Source organism: Haloferax volcanii DS2 (assembly GCF_000025685.1).
GTDB lineage: Archaea > Halobacteriota > Halobacteria > Halobacteriales > Haloferacaceae > Haloferax > Haloferax volcanii.
The window spans coordinates 2,383,562-2,403,693 of sequence record NC_013967.1 but is presented as its reverse complement, the minus strand read 5'-3'; the positions used below and the strand labels follow the sequence as shown (position 1 = coordinate 2,403,693).

Below are 20,132 nucleotides of genomic sequence, written 5' to 3'. Positions count from 1 at the left end.
TCGCGCGAACCATTATGACCTCGGCAGGCCTATACCACACAGAAATGTCCACATCCACCCGTCTCGTCTCGTTGTTCCTCGCCGTCGCGCTCGTCACGGTGGCCGCGTCCGCGCCGGTGGTCGCACAGGAGTCGGAGACGCCGAGCGACGCCGACACACAACGGCTCCTCGAAGAGGGGGTCGCGCTGTACAACGACAACGTCGAAGAGTTAGACGTCTCGTTCGCCCGGAGTCTCATCGCGGGGCGAACGGTGAACGTCTACGTCGAAGACGGGGGCGAGACTCGGGTGTTCTCCGCGTCGGTGCGAGACGATATGCGAATCGAGGACCTGTCGACCGGCCCCGACAGCGAGGCGTCGACCCGAATCACGACGGACCGAGAGACGCTCGAAACCATCGCCGAGTCGCCCGAGCCGATGTCCGAGGTGCGAAGCGCCCTCTCCGACGACCGCATCCGCGTCAACGGCGAGCGGGGCCACCCCGTCGACCAGGTCGTCTGGACCGTCGCCAACACGTTCAAGAGCTTCTTCCTCTGAGCCCGACCCGAACTGGACGCAACTGGACGCCGACCGACTCCGGCTTTTCTCAGCGTCGCCCCGTCCGCGCGTCCGTAACCCACTTTGCCGCCTTTCCCCTCTCTCCGTCGATGACGTTCACGCGCACGGTCGAACTCGACGGCCACATCATCGACTCGGGGATGATGCAACAGGCCATGGGCATCGTGATGGACCTCGGCGGCGACTTCGACGTCGAACAGTTCGACGTCGGCCGGCAGAAAGACGAGCCCTCCTACTGCCGGATGTCGGTGTCCGCGGACGACCGCGAGACGCTCCAGGAGATACTGCACGAACTCCACCAAATCGGCGCGAACCTCACGGACCCCGTCGACGCCCGCGTCGAGGCCTCGCCGGCCGACCGGGTCGTCCCCGTGGGCTTTTACTCGACGACGAACCACCCGACCGACGTTCGGTATCAAGGCGAGTGGCTCCCGGTCGAGGACATCGAGATGGATTGTGCGATAGTCATCGAGGAGACCGACGACGGCCCGCGGGCCTCCACGAAGGTCCTCAACGGCATCGAGGAGGGCGACCTCGTCGTCACCGACGAGGCGGGGATTCGCGTCAAGCCGCCGGAGCGCCCCCGCGACGCCTCCGGTCCCTTCGGGTTCATGCAGGGCGGCGTCTCCTCGGAGCGCCCCTCGGAGTCGCTCATCGAGGAGGTTGCCGAGGCGCTCCGCGAAACCAAAGCCGACGGCGGGAACGTCCTCGTCGTCGCCGGGCCGGCGCTCATCCACTCCGGCGGCGGCGACGCCCTCGCCGAACTCGTCCGCGAGGGCTACGTGGACATGATTTCGGCCGGCAACGGCTTCGCCACCCACGACATCGAACGCGGGTTGTACGGCACCTCCCTCGGGATGGACATGGAGACGATGGAACACCCCCGGAAGGGCCACAAACACCACATCTACACCATCAGCGAGGTCATCCGAGCCGGCGGCATCGCCGAGGCCGTCGAGGAGGGACTCATCGAATCGGGCGTGATGTACGAGTGCGTGAAACACGACGTGCCGTACGTCCTCGCGGGGTCGATTCGGGACGACGGCCCGCTGCCGGACACCATCACCGACACCATCGAGGCGCAGAACGCCATCCGCGAGCAGGCCCACCGCGCCGACATGGTGCTGATGCTCTCGACGCTCCTGCACTCTGTCGCCGTCGGCAACTGCCTGCCGTCGACGGCGAAGACCGTCTGCGTGGACATCAACCCCGCGACCGTCACGCAACTGCTCGACCGCGGCTCCTCGCAGGCCATCGGGATGGTCACGGACATCGGGACGTTCGTGCCGACGCTCGCCGAGAAGGTGCTCGAAGCCGACGACGACAACGACGACAACTGACTGGGTCGTCCCTGCCCGTTCGGCCGCGCCGCCGCGTCGCGCCGTCTGACGTGTCTATTATGACCCCGGGTGGCCTCTCGTGTCCTGTATGCAACCCACAGCAGCGCGAGTGCTTCTCGCGGCACTCATGGTTCTCCTCGCCGGGTGCGGGGGCGGCGTCGGCGGCGACGCCACGACCGCAACCGACGCATCGACGGGTGCGACAGACGCGACCGCGACAGCCACCGACGGCGAATCGGCCGACCAGAGCGGCGACGGCGACGCCGAACGGGCCTCGTTTTCGTTCAACGGGACGTGGGACCAGCGGTACCGGACCGGGCAGTACTACCGCTACGATATCGAGAGTCGGAGCATCGACGGCACCGCGACCTACGAGTGGGAGGTCGTCTCCGCGACCGACGACGAGGCGACGGTTCGGACGAAACTGGTCACGCCCAACGGGACGACCGAACAGACCGTGACCGCGCCGCCGGACGAGGTGTACGGCGAACTCGCCGGGACGCCGTCAGGGTCGGTCGCCACCCTCGGATTCGACTCGCCGTACTACAACGGCGTCGACGGCGAGACCCTCAGCGTCGGCGACAGCTGGGAGTCCTCGGGCCCCAACGGGACCGTCAGCTTCGAAGTCGAAGCGCTATCGACCTACGCCGGCTTAGAGTGTGCGGCGTTCGTGGTCCGGACGAACGGGAGCGCCTTCTGGGAGAGTTGCGTCACCCCGGAGAGCCCGCTGCCGGGCTACGTGGCGTTCTACGAGGAGGAAGGCGACGACACGCCGGCGTTCGAGATGGAACTCGTCGAGTATCGAAGCGGGAACTGAGTCGGCCGCGGCCAGTCTCGGGCGCGCCACTCAGACTGTTTCGAGCGGGACGACCGCCATCGGGGTGTTCGAGTGTAATAGCACGTCCTGTGCCGTGCTCCCGAAGACGATTTTCGAGGTCGGATTGCGCTTTCGGATGCCGATGACGATTTCGTCGGCGTCGTGTTCGTCGGCGCACTGGAGGACGTCGTCGGCGGCGTCGTTGCCGCGGATGTACTGGTGGGTCTCTACGTCCACGAGGTCACCGAGTCGGGAGACGACGACGTTCAGCGCGTCTTCGCCGTCGCGGACGTCCTCGCTGTCGGTGTCGTCGCCGCCGGGGTGGGAGTTGACGACGTGGACCACGTCGCCGGCGTCGATGCGCCGCGAGAGGTAGTCGCAGACTTCGGCGCTCGTGTGGACCGAGTTCGTCCCGATAACGTATGTTGCCATGCCACATATCGCTACGCCGTCCTATAAAAATCCACGCCCGACCGCGCTCGTCAGGCCTGCTTCATCATCGCCAGCACGTCGTCTCTCGTCATCTCTTTTCCGTGCTCGTCGTGGGCGTGGTGCTGAATCACTTTCACGACCTCGTTTCTGTTCTCGGAGGTCACGCTGAACCCGCACGAACACGTCGCCTGTTGCATCGCCTTCGACATGGTAGCAGAGATAGGCGCCCCGAGAGCAAAGCGTGTGTTCACACTCGTCGTGACACTCCCGCTGACGGGCGGGTCCCCGCGGCCACGGTGTCTCCGCGGCCGTGGTCTCGCCGTTGTGTCGCCCGCTCCGCCAACCCATCGGGGACAAAACATTTACCCAATCGTAAATGTCAGTCGGGCATGGAAAGAAACGCCCTCCTCACGGCCGGAGCGGTCGGCGTCGTCGTCGTGGCGCTCGTCGCCGCCGCCGTCGTTCCGGGGGTCATCGCGGACCCCACCGACGACGGGCCCGTCCGTCCCGGTCCGGTGGACGTCGCCGGCGTCTCCATCGCGGCCGGACAGGCGACGGGGGAGACGGTCACCCTCGAAATCGAGACACGAATCGACCACCGAGGCAATCCCACGCAGAACGTGAGCGTCCTCGTTCGCGCCGTCGACGCCGAGTCGGGGCTGTTGACGACGACGCAGGAACTCGACGTGGGGACGCTCTCGAAGGACGGTGAGACGGCGACGACGACCAATCTCACGGTCCCCCGCGAGGGCGGCTACGACGTCGAGGTCGTCCTATACAGCGACGACGAGCGGGTCGACGAGGCGCGAAAGAGCGTCCGCGGCGTCTCGGCTATCAAGCCGCCGTACCTCCAGTCGACCACCTCGTTCACCGACAGCGAGGCGCTTCCGCCCGTCTCCTTCGCCATCGCGGAGACCGGCGAGGACCGGACGACGCTCGACCTGACGGCGACGCTGACGAACGCCGGCGACGACCCGGCCGAGGACCTCTCGGTGCTGTTCGTCCTCCGGCAGGCCGAGTCCAACATCGTGGCCTCTCGGACGACGGTCGACGCGGGGACCATCGAGGCCGGGCGAACCGAGACGGTGGACGCGTCGGCGAGCGTCCCGAACGACTACAACTACTACATCGACGCCGTGTTGCTGCGCGACGGGGTCGTCATCGACACCGCCCGCGGCGCGGCGAACCTGAACCCAACGAGGACGATTAGCGTGAACCAGACCAGAGAGGACGTGGAACTCCGCGTCGAAGACTTCGAGAACGGCGACGGCGGCGACGCACCGCGGGAAACCGCGTACGAACCGACTGAGACCACCTCATCGGCACCCGGATTCGGCCCGCTCGTGGCGGTCGTGGGACTGCTCGCGGCCGTCCTCGTCGCCCGGAGGTGGTCGAAATGAGCGAGCGCGACGACTCGACGACTGCCGACGAAGCCGACATCGAGACGATGGTATCGACCGACTCGACGCCAGAGTCGACCGAGAGTACCGAGGACACGATAGACGACGAGGAAAAGAACCGCGAGTTCGCGGAGCGGATGCGCCGCTTCCTCGACTACGCCGTCCTCGCGGGACTGCTGTTGCTCGCGCTTATCGCGGCGTTACAGTTCTACCTCAACGCCAGCCAGACTATCACGACGTGGGTGAATCCCGAGTACCGCGCGCCGTTCCAGATGGCGTTCAACCTCGTGTTGCTCCTCGGGGCGGCGCTCGGCGTCTCCGTGCAGCTTCGCCGGCTGGCGAGCGACTGAGCGGCCCGCGCTACCTCTCACCACGCACACAGTTTTCAGGCCGCCGCCCGAGTCGAGAGATATGAAATTCCTCTTCGTGTCGGCGGACGCCGCGCTCATCGCCGACCTCGCGTGGCAGGTCCGCAGAGAGGGCCACGACGTGCGGTACTATATCGAGGCCGAGCACGACAGGGAAATCGGCGACGGCTTCGTCCCGAAGACCGACGACTGGCGCGCGGAGGTCGAGTGGGCCGACGTCATCGTCTTCGACGACATCTGGGTCGGCTCAGACGTCGGCACCGGCGCGCTCGCTCAGGAGCTCCGCGAGGAGGGCCACGCCGTGGTCGGCGGGACGCCGAACACCGACCGCCTCGAAGAGGACCGCGGCTACGCGATGGACGTGCTCGAAGAACACGGCGTCAACACGGTCGAACAGCGCGTCTTCCGCGACTTCGACGAGGGAATCGAGTACGTCCGGCGGAACCGCGCCCCCTACGTCATCAAGCCGCTCGGCGAGGTGCAGAACGTCAAGCGCCTCCTCTACGTCGGCAACGAAGAGGACGGCAGCGACGTGGTCGAGGTGCTCCGCGCGTACAAGCAGGCGTGGGGCCACCGGATGAAGGGTTTTCAGCTCCAGCGGAAGGTCGAAGGCGTCGAAATCGCCGTCTGCGGCTTTTTCGACGGGGAGACGTTCGTCGACCCGGTGAACTTCAACTTCGAGCACAAGAAGCTGTTTCCGGGCAACATCGGCCCCTCGACCGGCGAGATGGGCACGTCGATGTTCTGGGCCGGGCGGAACCGACTGTTCGAGGAGACGCTGGGCCGGCTCGAACCGTGGCTCGCCGAGGAAGGCTACGTCGGGAGCATCGACATCAACTGCATCGTCAACGAACACGGCATCTACCCGCTGGAGTTCACGCCGCGGTTCGGCTATCCGACGATTACGCTCCAAGAGGAGTCGTTCGAGTCGTCGACGGCGCAGTTCTTCTTCGACCTCGCCCACGGCAACGACCCCGAGCTTTCGGTCCACGGCGGCTACCAAATCGCGGTCCGCATCGTCCTGCCGCCGTTCCCCTTCACCGACGAGAAAACCTACGACGAGAACTCCCGCAACGCGGCGGTCGTCTTCGAGACCGACAGCCGCGAGGGCGTCCACATCGAGGACGCGAAACTCGTCGACGGACAGTGGCGCGCCGCCGGCGAAAGCGGCATCCCGCTGGTCGTCACCGGGAAGGGCGAGACGATGCAGGAGGCGAGAAAACAGGCGTACGACCGCGTCGACGACATCGTCATCCCGAACCTGTACTACCGCGACGACATCGGCGAGCGCTGGATAGACGGCGACGGCGACCGACTGCTCGCGTGGGGCTACCTCGGGCCGGCGAGCGAACGAAAGATTAGTTGAGCACCAGCCACGCGGCGAAGACGGCGAGGCCGCCGACGCCGGTGCTCAGCGCGGCGTGGACCCGGAGGCGGTCGAGAATCGCGTGGGCGTGGCCGTCTTCGACCGACAGCAGTTCGTGAATCTCGCTGCCGATTTCGCAGCGCGGGAGGAAGTCCATGGCGACGTGGAGGAACACACCCGAGGCGAAGCCGAAGACGACTCCGCGGAAGGCGTCGGTCGCGGGGAGCGACACCGCGCTGGAGATGATGGCGGCGATACCGAGGCCCGCCGCGGGGAGGAGCAACGGCGCGACCGACTCGCCCCGACCCGAGAGCCGCCGAGCGGCCGCGTACCCGGCCGGTCCCTTGTGCGAGACGATGGCGAGGCCGAGGCCGACGCCCACGTCGATGTTCCCGTAGACGATACCGATAATCGCGCCCGCGGAGACGGCGTGCGCCGAGAGTTCGGTCACGGTACGGTCCACGGGGAACTCCATGTGGGCGAAGCGGTGGCCGACGGTGTGGGCGGCGAAGCCCGCGAGGATGCCGAAGGCGATGCCGAAGCCGCCGAACTGGGGGTGATGGCCGAGCGCCTGCGGGAGCAGAAACACCGCGGCGCTCGTCACCATCGCGCCGCTGGCGAGGCCGTAGCCCCAGACGAGACCCTCGGCGTGCTCGGCCCGACTCCACGCGCCGAGGGGGGCGGCGAGCGCCATCGCGCCGAAGGCGGCCCACGAGACGACGAGGAGGTTCCACGCCTCGACGCTCGCGGCGTACGCGGAGAGCGCGACGAGTGCCGCGACGCTCCCCGCGCCGATGGCCGTCGCCGTCGAACGGTTCATATTGTGAACGAACCGATTGGGATTAATAAGGGGCGCGGTTCCGGCGGAACGGGTGGGTCGACACGGCGGGAGGCCTCAGCGCGTCGCCCGTTTCCACGCCTTGAGGTCCGCGATGTCGCCGTCGAACTCGGCGGGGTCGGCGTCGGTCGCCGCCCAGACGAACAGATCGGCCACGTCGTCGGGGTCGCGGCCCTGCCCGCCGGTGAGGTCGGTGGCGACGAGGCCGGGGTCGACGACCGTCACGGTCCGGTCGCAGTCGGCGGCGAACTGCCGGACGAGCGCCTCGGCGGCCGCCTTGGAGACGGCGTACGCGCCCATCCCCGGTTTCGCCTCGCGGGCGATGGAGCCGGAGGGGACGAGGATGCGCCCGTCGTCGGCCATGTGCGGCAGCGCCTCTTTGACCGCCGCGAAGACGCCGCGGACGTTGGTTCTGAGGGTGTCGTCGAACGCCGCGTACGAGTCCTCGGGCGCGGGCATCTCGCCGGGCGTCCCGTGGGCGACGGCGGCGTTGGCGACGAGTACGTCGATGCGTCCGCCGGCGCGGGCCGCCGTCTCCATCAGGCGCTCCATGTCGAGTTCGTCGCGCACGTCGGCGCGGACTGCGCTGGCGCTGCCGCCGTCGCGTTCGATATCGTTGACGACCGACTGGAGGGCGTCGCCGTCGCGGGCGCAGGCGACGACCGTCGCGCCGGCGCGACCGAGGGCGCGCGCGACCGCCGCGCCGATTCCGGAACTCGCACCCGTGACCACCGCGGTGGTGTCGTTCATGCGGGGCCGTAAGGAGGGACCGAGCCTAAAGCTACCCCCCGACGGCGGTCGATTCGGTCAGTCGATTTATGTTCTCTACGTCCTTACGAACGGACATGAATTCTGTCTCGGCTCTCGACTCCCTCGCCGGCGAGTCCGTCGTCGTCGTCGGCGGCGGGTTCGGCGGCCTCTCGACGGCGTGCTACCTCGCGGACGCCGGTGCCGACGTGACGCTGTTGGAGAAGAACGAACAGCTCGGCGGCCGAGCCAGCACGCTCGAACGCGACGGCTTCCGGTTCGACATGGGGCCGTCGTGGTACCTCATGCCCGACGTGTTCGAGCGCTTCTTCGCCTACTTCGGCAAGCGGCCCGAGGACTACTACGAACTGACGCGGCTGGACCCCCACTACCGTATCTTCTTCAAGGACGGCGACCGCGTCGATATGCTCCCCGACATCGCGGCCAACAAGGCCACCTTCGAGTCCTACGAACCCGGCGCGGGCGACAGGCTCGACGACTACCTCCGGAAGGCAGAGCGGAACTACCGAATCGGGATGGAACACTTCGTCTACACCGACCGCCCGGCCCTCACCGACTACATCGACCTCGACGTGTTTCGGTACTCGTGGGGGCTGTCGCTCGTCGGCTCGATGCAGGACCACGTCGAGAACTACTTCGACCACCCGAAGCTCCAGCAGATAATGCAGTACACGCTGGTGTTCCTCGGCGGCGCGCCGAACAACACCCCGGCGCTCTACAACCTCATGAGCCACGTCGACTTCAACATGGGCGTCTACTACCCCGACGGCGGCCTCGCGGGCGTCGTCGACGCTATCGTCGACCTCGCCGGGGAGTTGGGCGTCGAGTTCCACACCGACTCGCCCGTGGCCGAAATCGCCGGTCGCCGCGGCGGGTTCGCCGTCCGCACCGAAGACGGCCGCGAGTTCCTCTGCGACCAGGTCGTCTCCGACGCCGACTACGCCCACACCGAACAGGAACTCCTCCCGGAGAAGAAGCGCCAGTACGACGCCGACTACTGGGACTCCCGAACGTACGCCCCCTCGGCGTTCCTGCTCTATCTCGGCGTCGAGGGCGACGTGGACGAACTCGCCCACCACACGCTCGTGTTACCCACCGACTGGGACGACCACTTCGAGACGATATTCGACGACCCGGCGTGGCCCGACGACCCCGCGTACTACCTCTGTGTGCCGTCGAAGACCGACGACTCGGTCGCACCCGAGGGTCACAGCAATCTGTTCGCGCTCGTCCCCATCGCGGCCGGGTTGGAGGACACGCCGGAACGCCGCGAGCGCTACCGCGACCTCGTCCTCGACGACATCGCCGAGAACACCGGCGTCGACCTCCGCGACAGAATCGTCCTCGAGGAGTCGTTCTGCGTGAACGACTTCAAGGAGCGCTACAACAGCACGCAGGGCACGGCGCTCGGCCTCGCGCACACGCTGTTCCAGACGGCGCTGCTCCGGCCGCCCCACGGCTCCGACGCGGTCGACGGCCTCTACTTCACCGGCTCGTTTACCACGCCGGGCATCGGCGTCCCGATGTGTCTCATCAGCGGTCAACTCACCGCCGAGGAGATGGCCGAAGACGCGAGATGAGCGCCGATATGGCCGCACAGAGCGAGTCCGGCGAGGGCGGCGACGACGGACGAGCAGACGGCGGTCTCGGAGACCGACTCGTCTACCTCGCGGTCCTCTCGCGGCCCCGGTTCTGGCTCTACCTCGCCGGCCCCGTCGTCGTCGGCGTCGCGGCCGCCGCGAGTGCCCTCGCCGACCTGTTCGGCCTCGAACCCGTCGCCCTGTTCGCGTACTTCCTCGTCCCCGCGAACGTCTTTCTCTACGGCGTCAACGACGTGTTCGACGCCGACGTGGACGAAGCGAACCCGAAGAAGGACGACCGCGAGGCCCGCTGGCGCGGCGACCCCGTGAACACCGTCGTCGTCGCCGCGAGCGGCCTGCTCGGAGTCGGCCTGTTCGCCGTCGCTCCGCGGGTGGCGTGGCCGTGGCTCGCCGCGCACTTCTTCCTCGCCGTCGAGTACAGCGCGCCGCCGTTTCGGTTCAAGACGACGCCGCTTCTCGACTCGGTCTCGAACGGCCTGTACGTCCTGCCGGGCGTCGCCGCCTACGCGGCCGTCTCGGGGTCGAACCCCCCGATGCTCGCCGTCGCGGGCGCGTGGCTCTGGACGATGGGGATGCACACGTTCTCCGCGATTCCGGACATCGAACCCGACCGCGAGGCCGGTATTCGAACGACCGCGACGGCCCTCGGCGAGCGGCGGACCTACTGGTACTGCGCCGCGACGTGGGTTCTCGCGGCCGTCGCCTTCGCCGCGGTCGACCTCCGTCTCGGCGCGCTGTTGGCGGCCTACCCGGTCGTCGTCCTCGGCATCGTCGCCGCCGGCGTCGACGTGGACCGGGCGTACTGGTGGTACCCCGTCATCAACACCGTCGTCGGCATGCTCATCACCCTCGGGGCGCTCTGGAGGCTCGTCAATGGGTAACGGCAAGTCCCCGGAGGTGCGCCCGTGAGCGCGAGCGACCTGCGAGCGCGGCTCCCTTCTAGCCGCCGCGAGGCCGAAGACGCGCTCGACCGACTGGTGCGCGACAACCGCTTTACCATCTCGGTGTTCTTCCCGCTGAACGGCGCGGTGCTCCTCGTCGCCAGCGCGATGGACTGGCTCCCCGACCCGCTGGCGTTCAACGCGTTTCTCATCCTCCTCGGGACGCTCGTGATGCGCTCGCCGCTCATCGTGGGCGTCCTCCCGCTCGTGACCAGACGTGCCGCACTCGGCGTCGGCGCGCTCACCGCCTACGCCTACGCCATCGAGTACACCGGCGTCACCACGGGCTGGCCGTACGGCTGGTTCCACTACGGCGTCGACCTCGGGCCGACGGTCGCCGGCGTCCCCGTCGGGCTGCCGGTGTTTTTCATCCCGCTCGTGATGAACGCCTACCTGCTGTGTCTGCTGTTGCTGGGCGACCGCGCCCGCAACGGGGCCGTCCGCCTCGGCGTCGTCACCGCGGCCGTCCTCGCCATGGACGTGGTGCTCGACCCCGGCGCGGTCGCGCTCGGCTTCTGGGAGTACTACCGCCTCGGCGACGACGCACTGTTGTTCTACGGCGTCCCGCTTTCGAACTACGCCGGCTGGGTCGTCAGCGCGACCGTCGCCGTCGTCGCGCTCGACCGGTCGTTCGACCGCGAGGCGCTGCTCGCCCGCCTCGACCGCACGGAGTTCATGCTCGACGACCTCGTGAGCTTCGTCATCCTCTGGGGCGGCATCAACGCGTGGTTCGGCAACTGGATTCCCGTCGCGGTCGCGGCGCTGTTCGGCGTCGGCCTGCTCAAAACGGACCGGTTCGACTCGCGGCTCCTCCGGCTCCCGCGGCGGTTGCCGTGGCGTTCCTGAGCGCCGGGAAGCGCTCGCGCTCGTGCTCGTGCTCGTGCTCGTCTGGCGCGACTCCTGTGCTGTCCCCCAGTCCGACTCGACGCCGCGACGCCGGCCACGGTAGACGGCCCCGAGTCGTTTCCACTTGAGCAGGCCGAAGCCGAGCAGGATGAGCCCGAAGCCGAGAAGCGTGGTCGGGGTCACGGGCTCCGTGAACAGGAGCCAACTGTACACCGTCCCGAAGCCGGCGACGGCGTAGGTGACGAGGTTGAGTTCGACCGAGCCGAGACGGGGGAGAAGCGAGAAGTACAGCAGGTAACTGACCGCGCTCGCGAAGACGCCGAGGTAGACGAGGCCGGCGATGCCAGCCAGCGACACGTCGACCTGCGCCAGCGACTCCGTCGGACTCGCGGCGCTGGCGAGGTGGGTCGCGGCGGCCCCGACGACCATCGCCCACGCGGTCTGGGCGGCAAACGGCAGGTCGGTCTCGATTCGCTGGGTGAGCACGCCGCCGAGCGCGAACGCCGCCGCGGCGAGCACCAGTATCGCCTGTCCCGTCGCGTTCGCTCCGAGGAGGTTCGCCGGCTCCGGGTCGGTGACGACGACGAGTCCGAGGAAGCCGACGGCGACGCCGAGCAGTTCGACCGGGCCGAACCGCTCGTCGGGAAGCCACAGCTTCGCGAAGCCGACGGTCAGTATCGGAACCAACCCCGCGAGCACCGACGCGACCGCGCTCGGGACGCTCTGCTGACCGATGTTTTGGAGGGCGCTATACCCCGCGAGCGACAGGACCCCGGCCGCGGCGACGACCGCCCAATCGCGTCTCGTCCGGGGTCGCCAGTAGTCGGCGCGCCACGCCGCGTACGGCAACAGAAGCGCCGCGCCGATGTCGAGTCGGAGCGCGGCGTACAGAACCGGCGGGAACGACTCCAACCCGAGCGTCACCGCGGGGTACGCTCCGCCCCAGAGCGCCGCCAAGACGGCGAACAGGACGGCGCTCCGAGAGCGACCGGCGGGAAACGACTCACCGACCATGGCGCGTGAAGATGGGAGACAGCGGGGTCGCGGGCGTGAGCGAGTCGACGGTCTGTGGATGCGTCTCTGGTGTCGGCTTCGGTCCGTCGGCGGTCGAGAGCGGTGCGTCGGCGTGTGCGCTCATCACCGAGACCTACGCCGGCGGTCCCGGAGAACCGGAGGGTTAGGATGCTAACCCCCGCCGTCGGGTCGCGCGTTCGTCGAATTGGGGTCGGAGTTGGAGTCGGGGTCGGAGTTGGAATCAGAGTCGGGGTCGGAATCGAACCCATCGAGGCCGGCGAGCGCGGAGACGGCGGCCCCGAGGAGTTTTCGCTCAGCGCGGCGGAGCGTCTTCGAGATGGCCACGTCGGAGACGCCGCAGCGGTCACCGAGAGAGGCGAGCGATTCGCTCCGCGGCGTCTGCTCAACGGCGGCGAGTTCGTAGCGACGGTCGAGCGAGTCGAGGGTGGCGGCCGCGGCGTCGGCGTCGGCGAACCCGAGATGCCACCGTTCCCAGCCGTTTCTGTCGCGGAGCGGGCCGATGACCGCGCCGCCGTTGGCGAGGACCGTTTCGATGGCGACCGTCTCTTCGAGCACCACGTGGGCGGTCGAGTGCGAGCCGCGCTTCCGCTTGAGTTCGAAATAGCTGACGCCGTCGGCGTCCCTGAGCGCCCGGATGCCGGACTCCAACTGCGACCGCCCGGGCGACGAGGCTTCGACCCAGAGGTCACACCGACCCGTCTCGGGCGAGAGATTCCAGTACGGCGTGGTAAGCGTCACGTCGTGCGCGGCGGTCACCCGTCCCAGCGGACAGTCTAACCGGGTGTCAAGGGTGACGCGGTACATGGAGAGGACTCCGTCGGCCACCCAGTAAACCGTTTCACTCGCGGAGAAATCACGCCGTCAGTCCGAGCCCCAGCGGCTCAGCGACCGAAGCCACCCCGAGACGCGCCCGCTCCGCCGCGAGTGTTCGACCGGCGTCGAACCGGGGCCGAACTCCGCGGCGAGGTCGTCGTCTTCGGGGTACGGGACGACGCTGACGGCCTTGAACACGGCGACGGGGTCGCGCCAGACGGCCCAGTACGCCGCGGTCTTCGCGAGGAGCGTGAGCTTCCGGCCGAAGCCGAGTTCGGGCGTCGTCGTGAGGGTGTCGTAGTCGAGCTTTCGAATCGACCGGTGGTGGTCGGCGTACAGCACCGCCGACAGCAACACCGGGAACTGGCAGTCCGCCGGGAGGTACTCGATGCCGGCGACGCCGTCGCGGTACAGCGACTCCGTGCGGCGGAGTTCGTCGCGCATCACGTCGGCGACGCGCTCGTCGAAGTCGAGGTCGAGAATCTGTTCGGTGTCGACGCCGTGGCGGTCCAGCGTCGTCTGCGGGAGGTAGACCCGGTCGCGCTCGACCACGTCTTCGCCCACGTCGCGGAGGAAGTTCGACATCTGGAACGCCTGCCCGAGCGCCGTCGCGTGCGGGAGCGCCGCCTCGGGGTCGTCGGGCCGCATGACGGCGGTCATCATCCGGCCGACCGCCGAGGCCGACCCGTCCATGTACGTCTCTAACTCCGCGTACGTCTCGTAGCGGTCCTTCTCGATGTCCGACTCCATCGCGTCGATGAAGACGTTCACGTCGTCGGGGTCGATACCGTAGCGCGCTCTGAGTTCGGCAAACGCCGACAGGACGGGGTCGTCGGTCTCGACCACGCCGAGCGCCTCGGCGCGGAGGCGTTCGAGCCGGTCGCGCTGTTGTGCCGGCGGCGCGGTCTCCTCGGCGTCGACGACCTCGTCGGCGACGCGGAAAAACGCGTACAGGACGTACGTGGCGTGTCTGACGCGCTCCGGAAGGAGCCGCGTCGCGAAGTAAAACGTCTTTCCCGTCCGCTGTTGGATGTCTTTTCCCGCCTCGACCTGTGATTCGTTGAGCATCGTTTCGTGTGCGTGGGCGCGTCCGACTCGGGACCAACTGAACTGACCGGAGAGGACGGCCGTTTGTTAGGCCGCCGCCGACATAACGCTTCGTGCCGTCGTGAAATCAACCCGCGAATCCCCCGACTTCGCGGCGGTTCCATCTCAGGCGGCTTCTGTCAGTTTTCGTTACCAGAACGTGTCGCTGCAATCGTAGACGACCCCGTGTTCCGGGCAGACGTACTTGCAGTGGCGGTGGTCCATCGACGTGCCGCAGAAGGGGCAGGGTCTGCCCTTCGGGGATTCGATAGCGCACGCGTTCCGTCCGGCGTCGTCGTCCATACGAGGTTTCGTAGGACGCGACCGACATATCCCTTACTGCCGTCGGCAGCGTCACTCGGAGATTCGCCCCGGCTCGTTCGATTCCGTCCAGTTCGGTCCAGTTCGGTCCGGTCCGGTTCGGCTCGGGCCGACTCGGTCCACCCCGGTGCCGGCAGCCTCGGACAGACGACGACACCGCTGCACTCGGCGCGGCGGAGGTCCCACCCGAAGTAGTCGCTCGGACGGCGACTCTCGACCGGCGGGCGCGTCGCTCACGGGTCACAAACGGCGGTAGAGAACGAACAACCGAGGCGTGGACGCCGTCGGAAGCGAACGACCGGGGGCGGTCGTCCGGTGAAACCACGTAGCGTACCACGCGGCGAGTGCGGGGACCTCGACCGCGCGATGCTGTTGCAGCTGCGTCTACCCGTTGTCGGAGCGCGTTGAACCGCTCTGGTGGTGGTGGTGGTGGTGGGGGGCATTCGGTCGGCGAGAGACCGACGCGAACGGGAGGGTCTCTGACAACGGGATTACCAGTTCGTTATTACCTATCAAAGCTGTACCGGTGGTTCGGGAACCGCGTCACCGGAGACGAAACGAGGCGAACTCCCCCGTGAGACGGCGTGTCGCCGCTCGTGCAGTCGGTCACTCGTCGCCATCCCCGAACTTCGCGTACGGGCTCCGGTGGGTGTTCCGAATCAGGTCTTCGTCGGAGACGCGGAGGCCCAGTTCGTCTAACTCCTCGCCGATGCGGCTGAGGTCGTCGCCGTCGACGCCGATGGCCCGGACCATGACGTTCCGCTCGCCGGTCATCACCTCCTGTACTTCGACGACGCCCGGAACCGCGGCGGCGGCCTCGGCCAGTTCCTCGCGCTCCGGAATCGGTGCCGTACAGACGATAAGTGTGTACAGTTGGTAGCCCGCCCGCTCGTAGTCCACGTCGGCGTGATAGCCGCGGAGTACCCCGTCGGCTTCGAGCCGCTGGATGCGGTTCCGGACGGTGCTCGCCGAGGCGTCGAGCGAGTCTGCGATGTCGGTCGACGACGTGCGGCGCGCCTCCGCCTGCAACGTGTACAGTATCCGCCTGTCCAGCGCGTCGAGTTCTCGACTCGTCATTCACGTGGTCGTCTGTCGGCCGCGACATTAACCTTCCCGACAAGATTATCAGAACAGCAGTTTTCTTCAATTTATAACCAACTCCCGACAACTGGTTGTATATATATTCGGACGACCGATGCTTTCTAACCGGTCGCGCTCGAACGGACGGGACACCGACACAGATGAACCCAACAGAGATCGGTATACGACTCGTCGCGGGGGTACTCCTCATCCTCGCGAACGGTTTCTTCGTGGCCATCGAGTTCGCGCTGACGCGCGCCCGACAGTTCACCGAGTCCGAGTTCGTCGACGGCGACTCTCGGCTCGAACGCGCCTGGGAGATGACCCAAGAGCTCGAACTGTATCTCACGACCTGTCAGGTCGGAATTACGGCGTCGAGCATCGCCGTCGGTATCGTCGCCGAGCCCGCCCTGGCGGCGCTGTTCGAGCCGCTGTTCGCCGGCACGACGCTCGCGACCATCGGGACCGGCGCGCTCATCGCCTACCTGATTATCAACCTCCTGCACCTCACCCACGGCGAGCAGACGCCGACGTACCTCGGCGTCGAGCGCTCCCGGATGGTCTGTCGCTACGGCGCGACGCCGCTGCACTGGTTCTACGTCGCCATCTCGCCGCTCATCAAGTTCGGCGACTGGGTCGCCAAGTGGACGCTCAAGCTCTTCGGCATCGAGATGACGGGCGCGTGGCTCGAAACCGAGACCGACGTCATCGAGTCCCGCGGCCAACTCCGCGAGCGCCTGCACTCGCTGCTTCAAGAGGGCGAACTCCCCGAGGAGCGCCGCGACGAGGTGCTCAACGCGCTCGACGTGGACGAACTCTCCATCAGCGAAATCATGATTCCCAGTTCCGACATCGTCGCGCTCTCGACGACCGCGACGCCCGGCGAGAACTTCGAGCGGATTCGGAACACCCCCCACACCCGCTTCCCGCTCGTCGGTGAGTCGCTCACCGACTTCCGCGGCATCGTCTACGCGCCCTCCATCATCGACAACTTCGAGGCGCTCCGCGCCGGCGAGCGCTCGTTCGACGAGATTGCCGCGCCGACGATGACGCTCGCCGCCGACACGAACGTCAGCGACGCGTTCGACCAGTTCCAAGCCGAGGACCAGGAACTCGCGCTCGTCCTGCGGGACGGCGAGGTCGTCGGCCTCCTCACCGCGACCGACGCCCTCGAAGCGGTCATGGGCGAACTCGACGACCCGCTCGACTAGCGCTCTCGACGCTCCGCCTCGAATTTTTCGGCGTGCGGCCGCGCCCCGCGGACGAACCGACCGCGTGACGACTGCCCGAGTGGTTCTCGACACCGCCAGTGACGACCCGACGTTTTCGTCGACCCCCCGGGGGTTGCGGGTGAATTGAGGGTCGACGGAAACACTCTTTTGAATTCGGGTGATACACATCATTGTACCCGTGAATTCGGGATGGTTTCAGACGAACCCTTGTGGGGTTGAAGCGAGGAAAGGTCCGAAGATGCCCTCGAATCTCAGAAAGTTTCAGACGAACCCTTGTGGGGTTGAAGCGAGGGAACGCACGTCTGCGGCGACTTCGAAGTCACGGTTTCAGACGAACCCTTGTGGGGTTGAAGCCGGTCGACGACCGGTTCATTGGTTCCACGCCCCCAGTTTCAGACGAACCCTTGTGGGGTTGAAGCATGCCCGACCTCGTCCGAGACAACATCGTCGACGTCGTTTCAGACGAACCCTTGTGGGGTTGAAGCGACGGCACTGGCGGCTATGGGAGCATGCCGAACCCGTTTCAGACGAACCCTTGTGGGGTTGAAGCACAGTTAGTGGGGTCTTTGTGGAGACCGAATCCCAGTTTCAGACGAACCCTTGTGGGGTTGAAGCATATCGCTCACCAGCTTCCATCCGAGTCGTTGGTGTTTCAGACGAACCCTTGTGGGGTTGAAGCTTTCAACGTCCATTCTTTCGATAATCTCGTAAATCGTGTTTCAGACGAACCCTTGTGGGGTTGAAGCGCGGAGGTCGCTGACAGCAACGACGGTATCGAGCGGTTTCAGACGAACCCTTGTGGGGTTGAAGCAAAATCCTCGATTACTACGAGATCCCACGGAAGATTGTTTCAGACGAACCCTTGTGGGGTTGAAGCGTCCTCGCCCTCCGGGGCCATGTATTCCTCGAACACCGTTTCAGACGAACCCTTGTGGGGTTGAAGCGCGTAGGCGAATGTCAGCGCCGTGATGGCGACGCGAGTTTCAGACGAACCCTTGTGGGGTTGAAGCGACATCCGACTGCGACAAGAGACTGAACACGGTGGTTTCAGACGAACCCTTGTGGGGTTGAAGCATCGAGTTCCGCATCGACGCCGACAGCGCATCGGACGGTTTCAGACGAACCCTTGTGGGGTTGAAGCGTCGAAATCCCCGCCGGAGCGAACGACCTCGACACCGGTTTCAGACGAACCCTTGTGGGGTTGAAGCACCGCACTTGAAGCGGTTGACAACTCGGGGGCAGCGGGTTTCAGACGAACCCTTGTGGGGTTGAAGCAATTTTGCAAATGTTGTCGACACCTCAAACGACACGCGTTTCAGACGAACCCTTGTGGGGTTGAAGCTGGATAACGCCATGGCGGTGGGCGACGGCGAAGACTGTTTCAGACGAACCCTTGTGGGGTTGAAGCCGGATCGTAGACGTAGATGTCCAGGCGGTCGGCGTCCGAGTTTCAGACGAACCCTTGTGGGGTTGAAGCCGCCTATCGAGTGCTTTGCGAGGGGCGCGAGGAAAAGGTTTCAGACGAACCCTTGTGGGGTTGAAGCGGCCGTCGCGAGCGCTGGCTCGGTGGCGGTCCGACCGTTTCAGACGAACCCTTGTGGGGTTGAAGCTCCGTCGACGGGACTGCCCAGGCGCTCATGCAGTGTTTCAGACGAACCCTTGTGGGGTTGAAGCGCTCATGCGTCGACACCTCCGCTCGGGTGGTTGCCCGCGTTTCAGACGAACCCTTGTGGGGTTGAAGCTCGACTAACGTGGTCTCGTTCGGCGGCACGGTGGATGTTTCAGACGAACCCGTATCGAAGTGAAGAATCAGGAGACGGCATTGCGATGCCCGTATTAGTCAATCACGTACTGAAGTCGAAGAATGCCCGGGGTGGGCTCCGAACCCACGATCTCCGCATGTCCCAGGTGCGAGGCCGGCATGACCTCGCGGGGGGCGGAGGCTTCCAAGGCGTTCCGCACCGATTGTGAAACCCTATGAGTGCGGCGCTATGTCCAGCTAAGCCACCCGGGCTCAACTTCCTGTTGTGTGCTGGTTGTATTTAAGCTTCTCATCTCCGACGACCGCGGGACGGGTCACCACGGCACTCGATTCGACTCATCACCCGCGGATTTATGTCCCAACACCGGGTGCACACACGCATGAGCCAACCGGAGATCGTCCAGTCCGTCCTCGGAGAGGAAGACGTGGTGACCCGCGTCCACCTCGGGGGCGAGGACGAACTGTTTGTAACTCCGACGCGGACGCTCGTCTATCGGGCCGAAGGCCTCCTCTCGGACGAGTCCGTCGACGAGTTCTCGCACGCTGCCGAGCAACTGTCCGTCAAGGAGGGGCGACGAAAAGCGAAGATATCGCTGGACTACGGTCTCGACGGAAGCGAGACGTTCTCGCTGTCCGCGAAGCGACTCGACGACGCACTCCAGCCTATCGTCGAGGGCGTCCTCTCGGCCGCCGGCGTGACCGACGAAGACGGCGAGCGTCTGGTTCAGGCGTTCCGATTCAGCGAACTCACGTTCGTTATCACCGACGCCCGCGTCGTCCGACACATCGGGAGCGCGGTCTGGGACGAAGACTACGAGGCGTACCGCTTCGCTGACGTGACCGACCTCGAATTCGAGTCGGGAAGCGTCGCCACGACGGTCGTACTCACCGTCGACGGCCGCCAAGAGCGGTTCAAGATTCCCAACGAACAGGCGCGACTCGTTCGCGAGAAACTCGCGCGGGCGCTGTGTGACTACCACGGCGTCGGCAGCCTCGAAGAGTTCCGCGTCCAGATGGAACAGGCACAGGCGGCCGCCGAGGGCGCCGACACGGAGCGCGACAACACCGACTTCGGTGCGGGGCCGGACCCGCTGAGCGCGAACCCCGGCGAACTATCCGACGAGCCGGCGAACGCCACTCTCTCCGAGGACGCCGCGCCCGCCGAGCCGACCCAGCAGGCCGCTCGGAACCAGTCCACCGGGTCCGCCGAGGCTGCCGCCGCGACCGGCGCGGTGGCGGAAGCGAAGGCGGCCGAGGCCGCGACGACCCAGTCGGCCGCCGAGTCGCCGGCCGCCGAGCAGTCGTCCGGCAACGTCGCCGGCGCCGACGACCTCGGATTCGAAGGGTCGGGCTTCGAATCGGCCGCCGAGTCCGAGGCGGGCGATACCGCCACCGCGGACGCTGACTACGCCGCTCTCGCTGCCGAAGTCGAGTCGCTCCGCGAGGTCGTCGAGGCCCAAAGCGAGCAGATTCGCCACCAGCAGGAGCTGGTCGAACAGCTCATCGAAGAACTCCGCCGCGGGCGGTAA

Annotated in this window: 20 protein-coding genes, 1 tRNA gene, 1 pseudogene and 1 CRISPR repeat array; of the genes and pseudogenes, 12 read left to right on the top strand and 10 right to left on the bottom strand. The window is 66.6% G+C overall.

All coding sequences use genetic code 11. From position 1 onward, the window contains the following. The first annotated feature begins 44 nt into the window (after positions 1-44). The 3 genes from HVO_RS16945 (at position 45) to HVO_RS16935 (ending at position 2,714) form a co-directional block, all read left to right on the top strand. Positions 45-536 carry a hypothetical protein gene (locus HVO_RS16945; RefSeq protein ID WP_004042542.1) on the top strand — a complete coding sequence of 164 codons (492 nt, stop codon included), beginning with the start codon at positions 45-47 and terminating at the stop codon, positions 534-536. Between the two features lie 110 nt (positions 537-646). Further along, positions 647-1,897 carry an ornithine cyclodeaminase, nickel-pincer nucleotide-dependent gene (locus tag HVO_RS16940; protein ID WP_004042539.1) on the top strand — a complete coding sequence of 417 codons (1,251 nt, stop codon included), beginning with the start codon at positions 647-649 and terminating at the stop codon, positions 1,895-1,897. A gap of 109 nt (positions 1,898-2,006) precedes the next feature. Next, positions 2,007-2,714, top strand: coding sequence for a hypothetical protein (locus HVO_RS16935; RefSeq protein ID WP_144064056.1), 708 nt, complete (start codon positions 2,007-2,009; stop codon positions 2,712-2,714). A 30-nt stretch (positions 2,715-2,744) separates the two neighbouring features. Here HVO_RS16935 and HVO_RS16930 read toward each other — a convergent pair whose 3' ends face one another. Then, positions 2,745-3,146: a universal stress protein gene (locus tag HVO_RS16930; protein WP_004042535.1), complete on the bottom strand. Its 402-nt coding sequence runs from the start codon at positions 3,144-3,146 to the stop codon at positions 2,745-2,747. Positions 3,147-3,196: 50 nt separating this feature from the next. Further along, complete coding sequence (locus tag HVO_RS21090) at positions 3,197-3,355, bottom strand: DUF1059 domain-containing protein (RefSeq protein WP_158544173.1); 159 nt, start codon at positions 3,353-3,355, stop codon at positions 3,197-3,199. 180 nt (positions 3,356-3,535) lie between these two features. Here HVO_RS21090 and HVO_RS16925 point away from each other — a divergent pair, with 180 nt between their 5' ends. From HVO_RS16925 to HVO_RS16915, 3 genes are all read left to right on the top strand, one after another. After that, on the top strand, positions 3,536-4,546 hold the full coding sequence (locus tag HVO_RS16925; protein ID WP_004042533.1) for a DUF7490 domain-containing protein: 1,011 nt from the start codon (positions 3,536-3,538) through the stop codon (positions 4,544-4,546). After that, a complete protein-coding gene (locus HVO_RS16920) occupies positions 4,534-4,896 on the top strand; it encodes a hypothetical protein (protein ID WP_004042531.1) in 363 nt (120 codons plus the stop codon). Before HVO_RS16925 ends, HVO_RS16920 begins: the two co-directional genes overlap by 13 nt. A gap of 61 nt (positions 4,897-4,957) precedes the next feature. After that, positions 4,958-6,280 (top strand): phosphoribosylamine--glycine ligase, encoded by a 1,323-nt coding sequence (locus HVO_RS16915; protein ID WP_004042529.1) that lies wholly within the window; start codon positions 4,958-4,960, stop codon positions 6,278-6,280. Here the strand turns inward: HVO_RS16915 and HVO_RS16910 are convergent. After that, positions 6,273-7,100, bottom strand: coding sequence for a ZIP family metal transporter (locus HVO_RS16910; RefSeq protein ID WP_004042526.1), 828 nt, complete (start codon positions 7,098-7,100; stop codon positions 6,273-6,275). The two genes, HVO_RS16915 and HVO_RS16910, sit on opposite strands and share 8 nt — an antisense overlap. Before the next feature lie 75 nt (positions 7,101-7,175). Then, on the bottom strand, positions 7,176-7,868 hold the full coding sequence (locus HVO_RS16905) for an SDR family NAD(P)-dependent oxidoreductase (protein ID WP_004042524.1): 693 nt from the start codon (positions 7,866-7,868) through the stop codon (positions 7,176-7,178). A 95-nt stretch (positions 7,869-7,963) separates the two neighbouring features. Here HVO_RS16905 and HVO_RS16900 point away from each other — a divergent pair, with 95 nt between their 5' ends. The 3 genes from HVO_RS16900 to cruF are packed head-to-tail and all read left to right on the top strand — an operon-like array spanning position 7,964 to position 11,274. Beyond that, positions 7,964-9,466 carry a phytoene desaturase family protein gene (locus HVO_RS16900; protein ID WP_004042523.1) on the top strand — a complete coding sequence of 501 codons (1,503 nt, stop codon included), beginning with the start codon at positions 7,964-7,966 and terminating at the stop codon, positions 9,464-9,466. Beyond that, positions 9,463-10,368 carry a prenyltransferase gene (locus HVO_RS16895; protein WP_004042521.1) on the top strand — a complete coding sequence of 302 codons (906 nt, stop codon included), beginning with the start codon at positions 9,463-9,465 and terminating at the stop codon, positions 10,366-10,368. The genes HVO_RS16900 and HVO_RS16895 overlap by 4 nt, the downstream gene beginning before the upstream one ends. Before the next feature lie 24 nt (positions 10,369-10,392). Further along, positions 10,393-11,274: a bisanhydrobacterioruberin hydratase gene (cruF, locus tag HVO_RS16890; RefSeq protein WP_004042518.1), complete on the top strand. Its 882-nt coding sequence runs from the start codon at positions 10,393-10,395 to the stop codon at positions 11,272-11,274. Between the two features lie 189 nt (positions 11,275-11,463). Here the strand turns inward: cruF and HVO_RS20290 are convergent. Further along, positions 11,464-12,288, bottom strand: a pseudogene (locus HVO_RS20290) (DMT family transporter); the annotation flags it as partial. A gap of 11 nt (positions 12,289-12,299) precedes the next feature. On the opposite strand from HVO_RS20290, the gene HVO_RS21085 reads away from it, so the two are divergent. Beyond that, positions 12,300-12,455 carry a hypothetical protein gene (locus tag HVO_RS21085; protein ID WP_161606679.1) on the top strand — a complete coding sequence of 52 codons (156 nt, stop codon included), beginning with the start codon at positions 12,300-12,302 and terminating at the stop codon, positions 12,453-12,455. Between the two features lie 4 nt (positions 12,456-12,459). Here the strand turns inward: HVO_RS21085 and HVO_RS16880 are convergent, their stop codons facing one another. From HVO_RS16880 to HVO_RS16870, 4 genes are all read right to left on the bottom strand, one after another. Then, positions 12,460-13,113 carry a helix-turn-helix domain-containing protein gene (locus tag HVO_RS16880; RefSeq protein WP_013035450.1) on the bottom strand — a complete coding sequence of 218 codons (654 nt, stop codon included), beginning with the start codon at positions 13,111-13,113 and terminating at the stop codon, positions 12,460-12,462. A 57-nt stretch (positions 13,114-13,170) separates the two neighbouring features. Then, a complete protein-coding gene (locus HVO_RS16875; protein ID WP_004042512.1) occupies positions 13,171-14,190 on the bottom strand; it encodes a phytoene/squalene synthase family protein in 1,020 nt (339 codons plus the stop codon). A gap of 168 nt (positions 14,191-14,358) precedes the next feature. Further along, a complete protein-coding gene (locus HVO_RS21080) occupies positions 14,359-14,511 on the bottom strand; it encodes an HVO_2523 family zinc finger protein (RefSeq protein ID WP_004042510.1) in 153 nt (50 codons plus the stop codon). 624 nt (positions 14,512-15,135) lie between these two features. Beyond that, the gene (locus tag HVO_RS16870) at positions 15,136-15,606 is read right to left on the bottom strand and encodes an Lrp/AsnC family transcriptional regulator (protein ID WP_004042506.1); all 471 of its coding nucleotides are present in this window, start codon (positions 15,604-15,606) and stop codon (positions 15,136-15,138) included. Positions 15,607-15,770: 164 nt separating this feature from the next. Here HVO_RS16870 and HVO_RS16865 point away from each other — a divergent pair, with 164 nt between their 5' ends. Continuing rightward, positions 15,771-16,820, top strand: coding sequence for a CNNM domain-containing protein (locus tag HVO_RS16865; protein ID WP_004042504.1), 1,050 nt, complete (start codon positions 15,771-15,773; stop codon positions 16,818-16,820). A gap of 213 nt (positions 16,821-17,033) precedes the next feature. After that, a CRISPR array of direct repeats spans positions 17,034-18,583; the repeat unit is 30 nt; unit sequence GTTTCAGACGAACCCTTGTGGGGTTGAAGC. Positions 18,584-18,706: 123 nt separating this feature from the next. Here the strand turns inward: HVO_RS16865 and HVO_RS16860 are convergent. Further along, a tRNA-Met gene (locus HVO_RS16860) sits at positions 18,707-18,855 on the bottom strand. Between the two features lie 128 nt (positions 18,856-18,983). On the opposite strand from HVO_RS16860, the gene HVO_RS16855 reads away from it, so the two are divergent. Next, positions 18,984-20,132 (top strand): DUF7115 domain-containing protein, encoded by a 1,149-nt coding sequence (locus tag HVO_RS16855; protein WP_004042501.1) that lies wholly within the window; start codon positions 18,984-18,986, stop codon positions 20,130-20,132.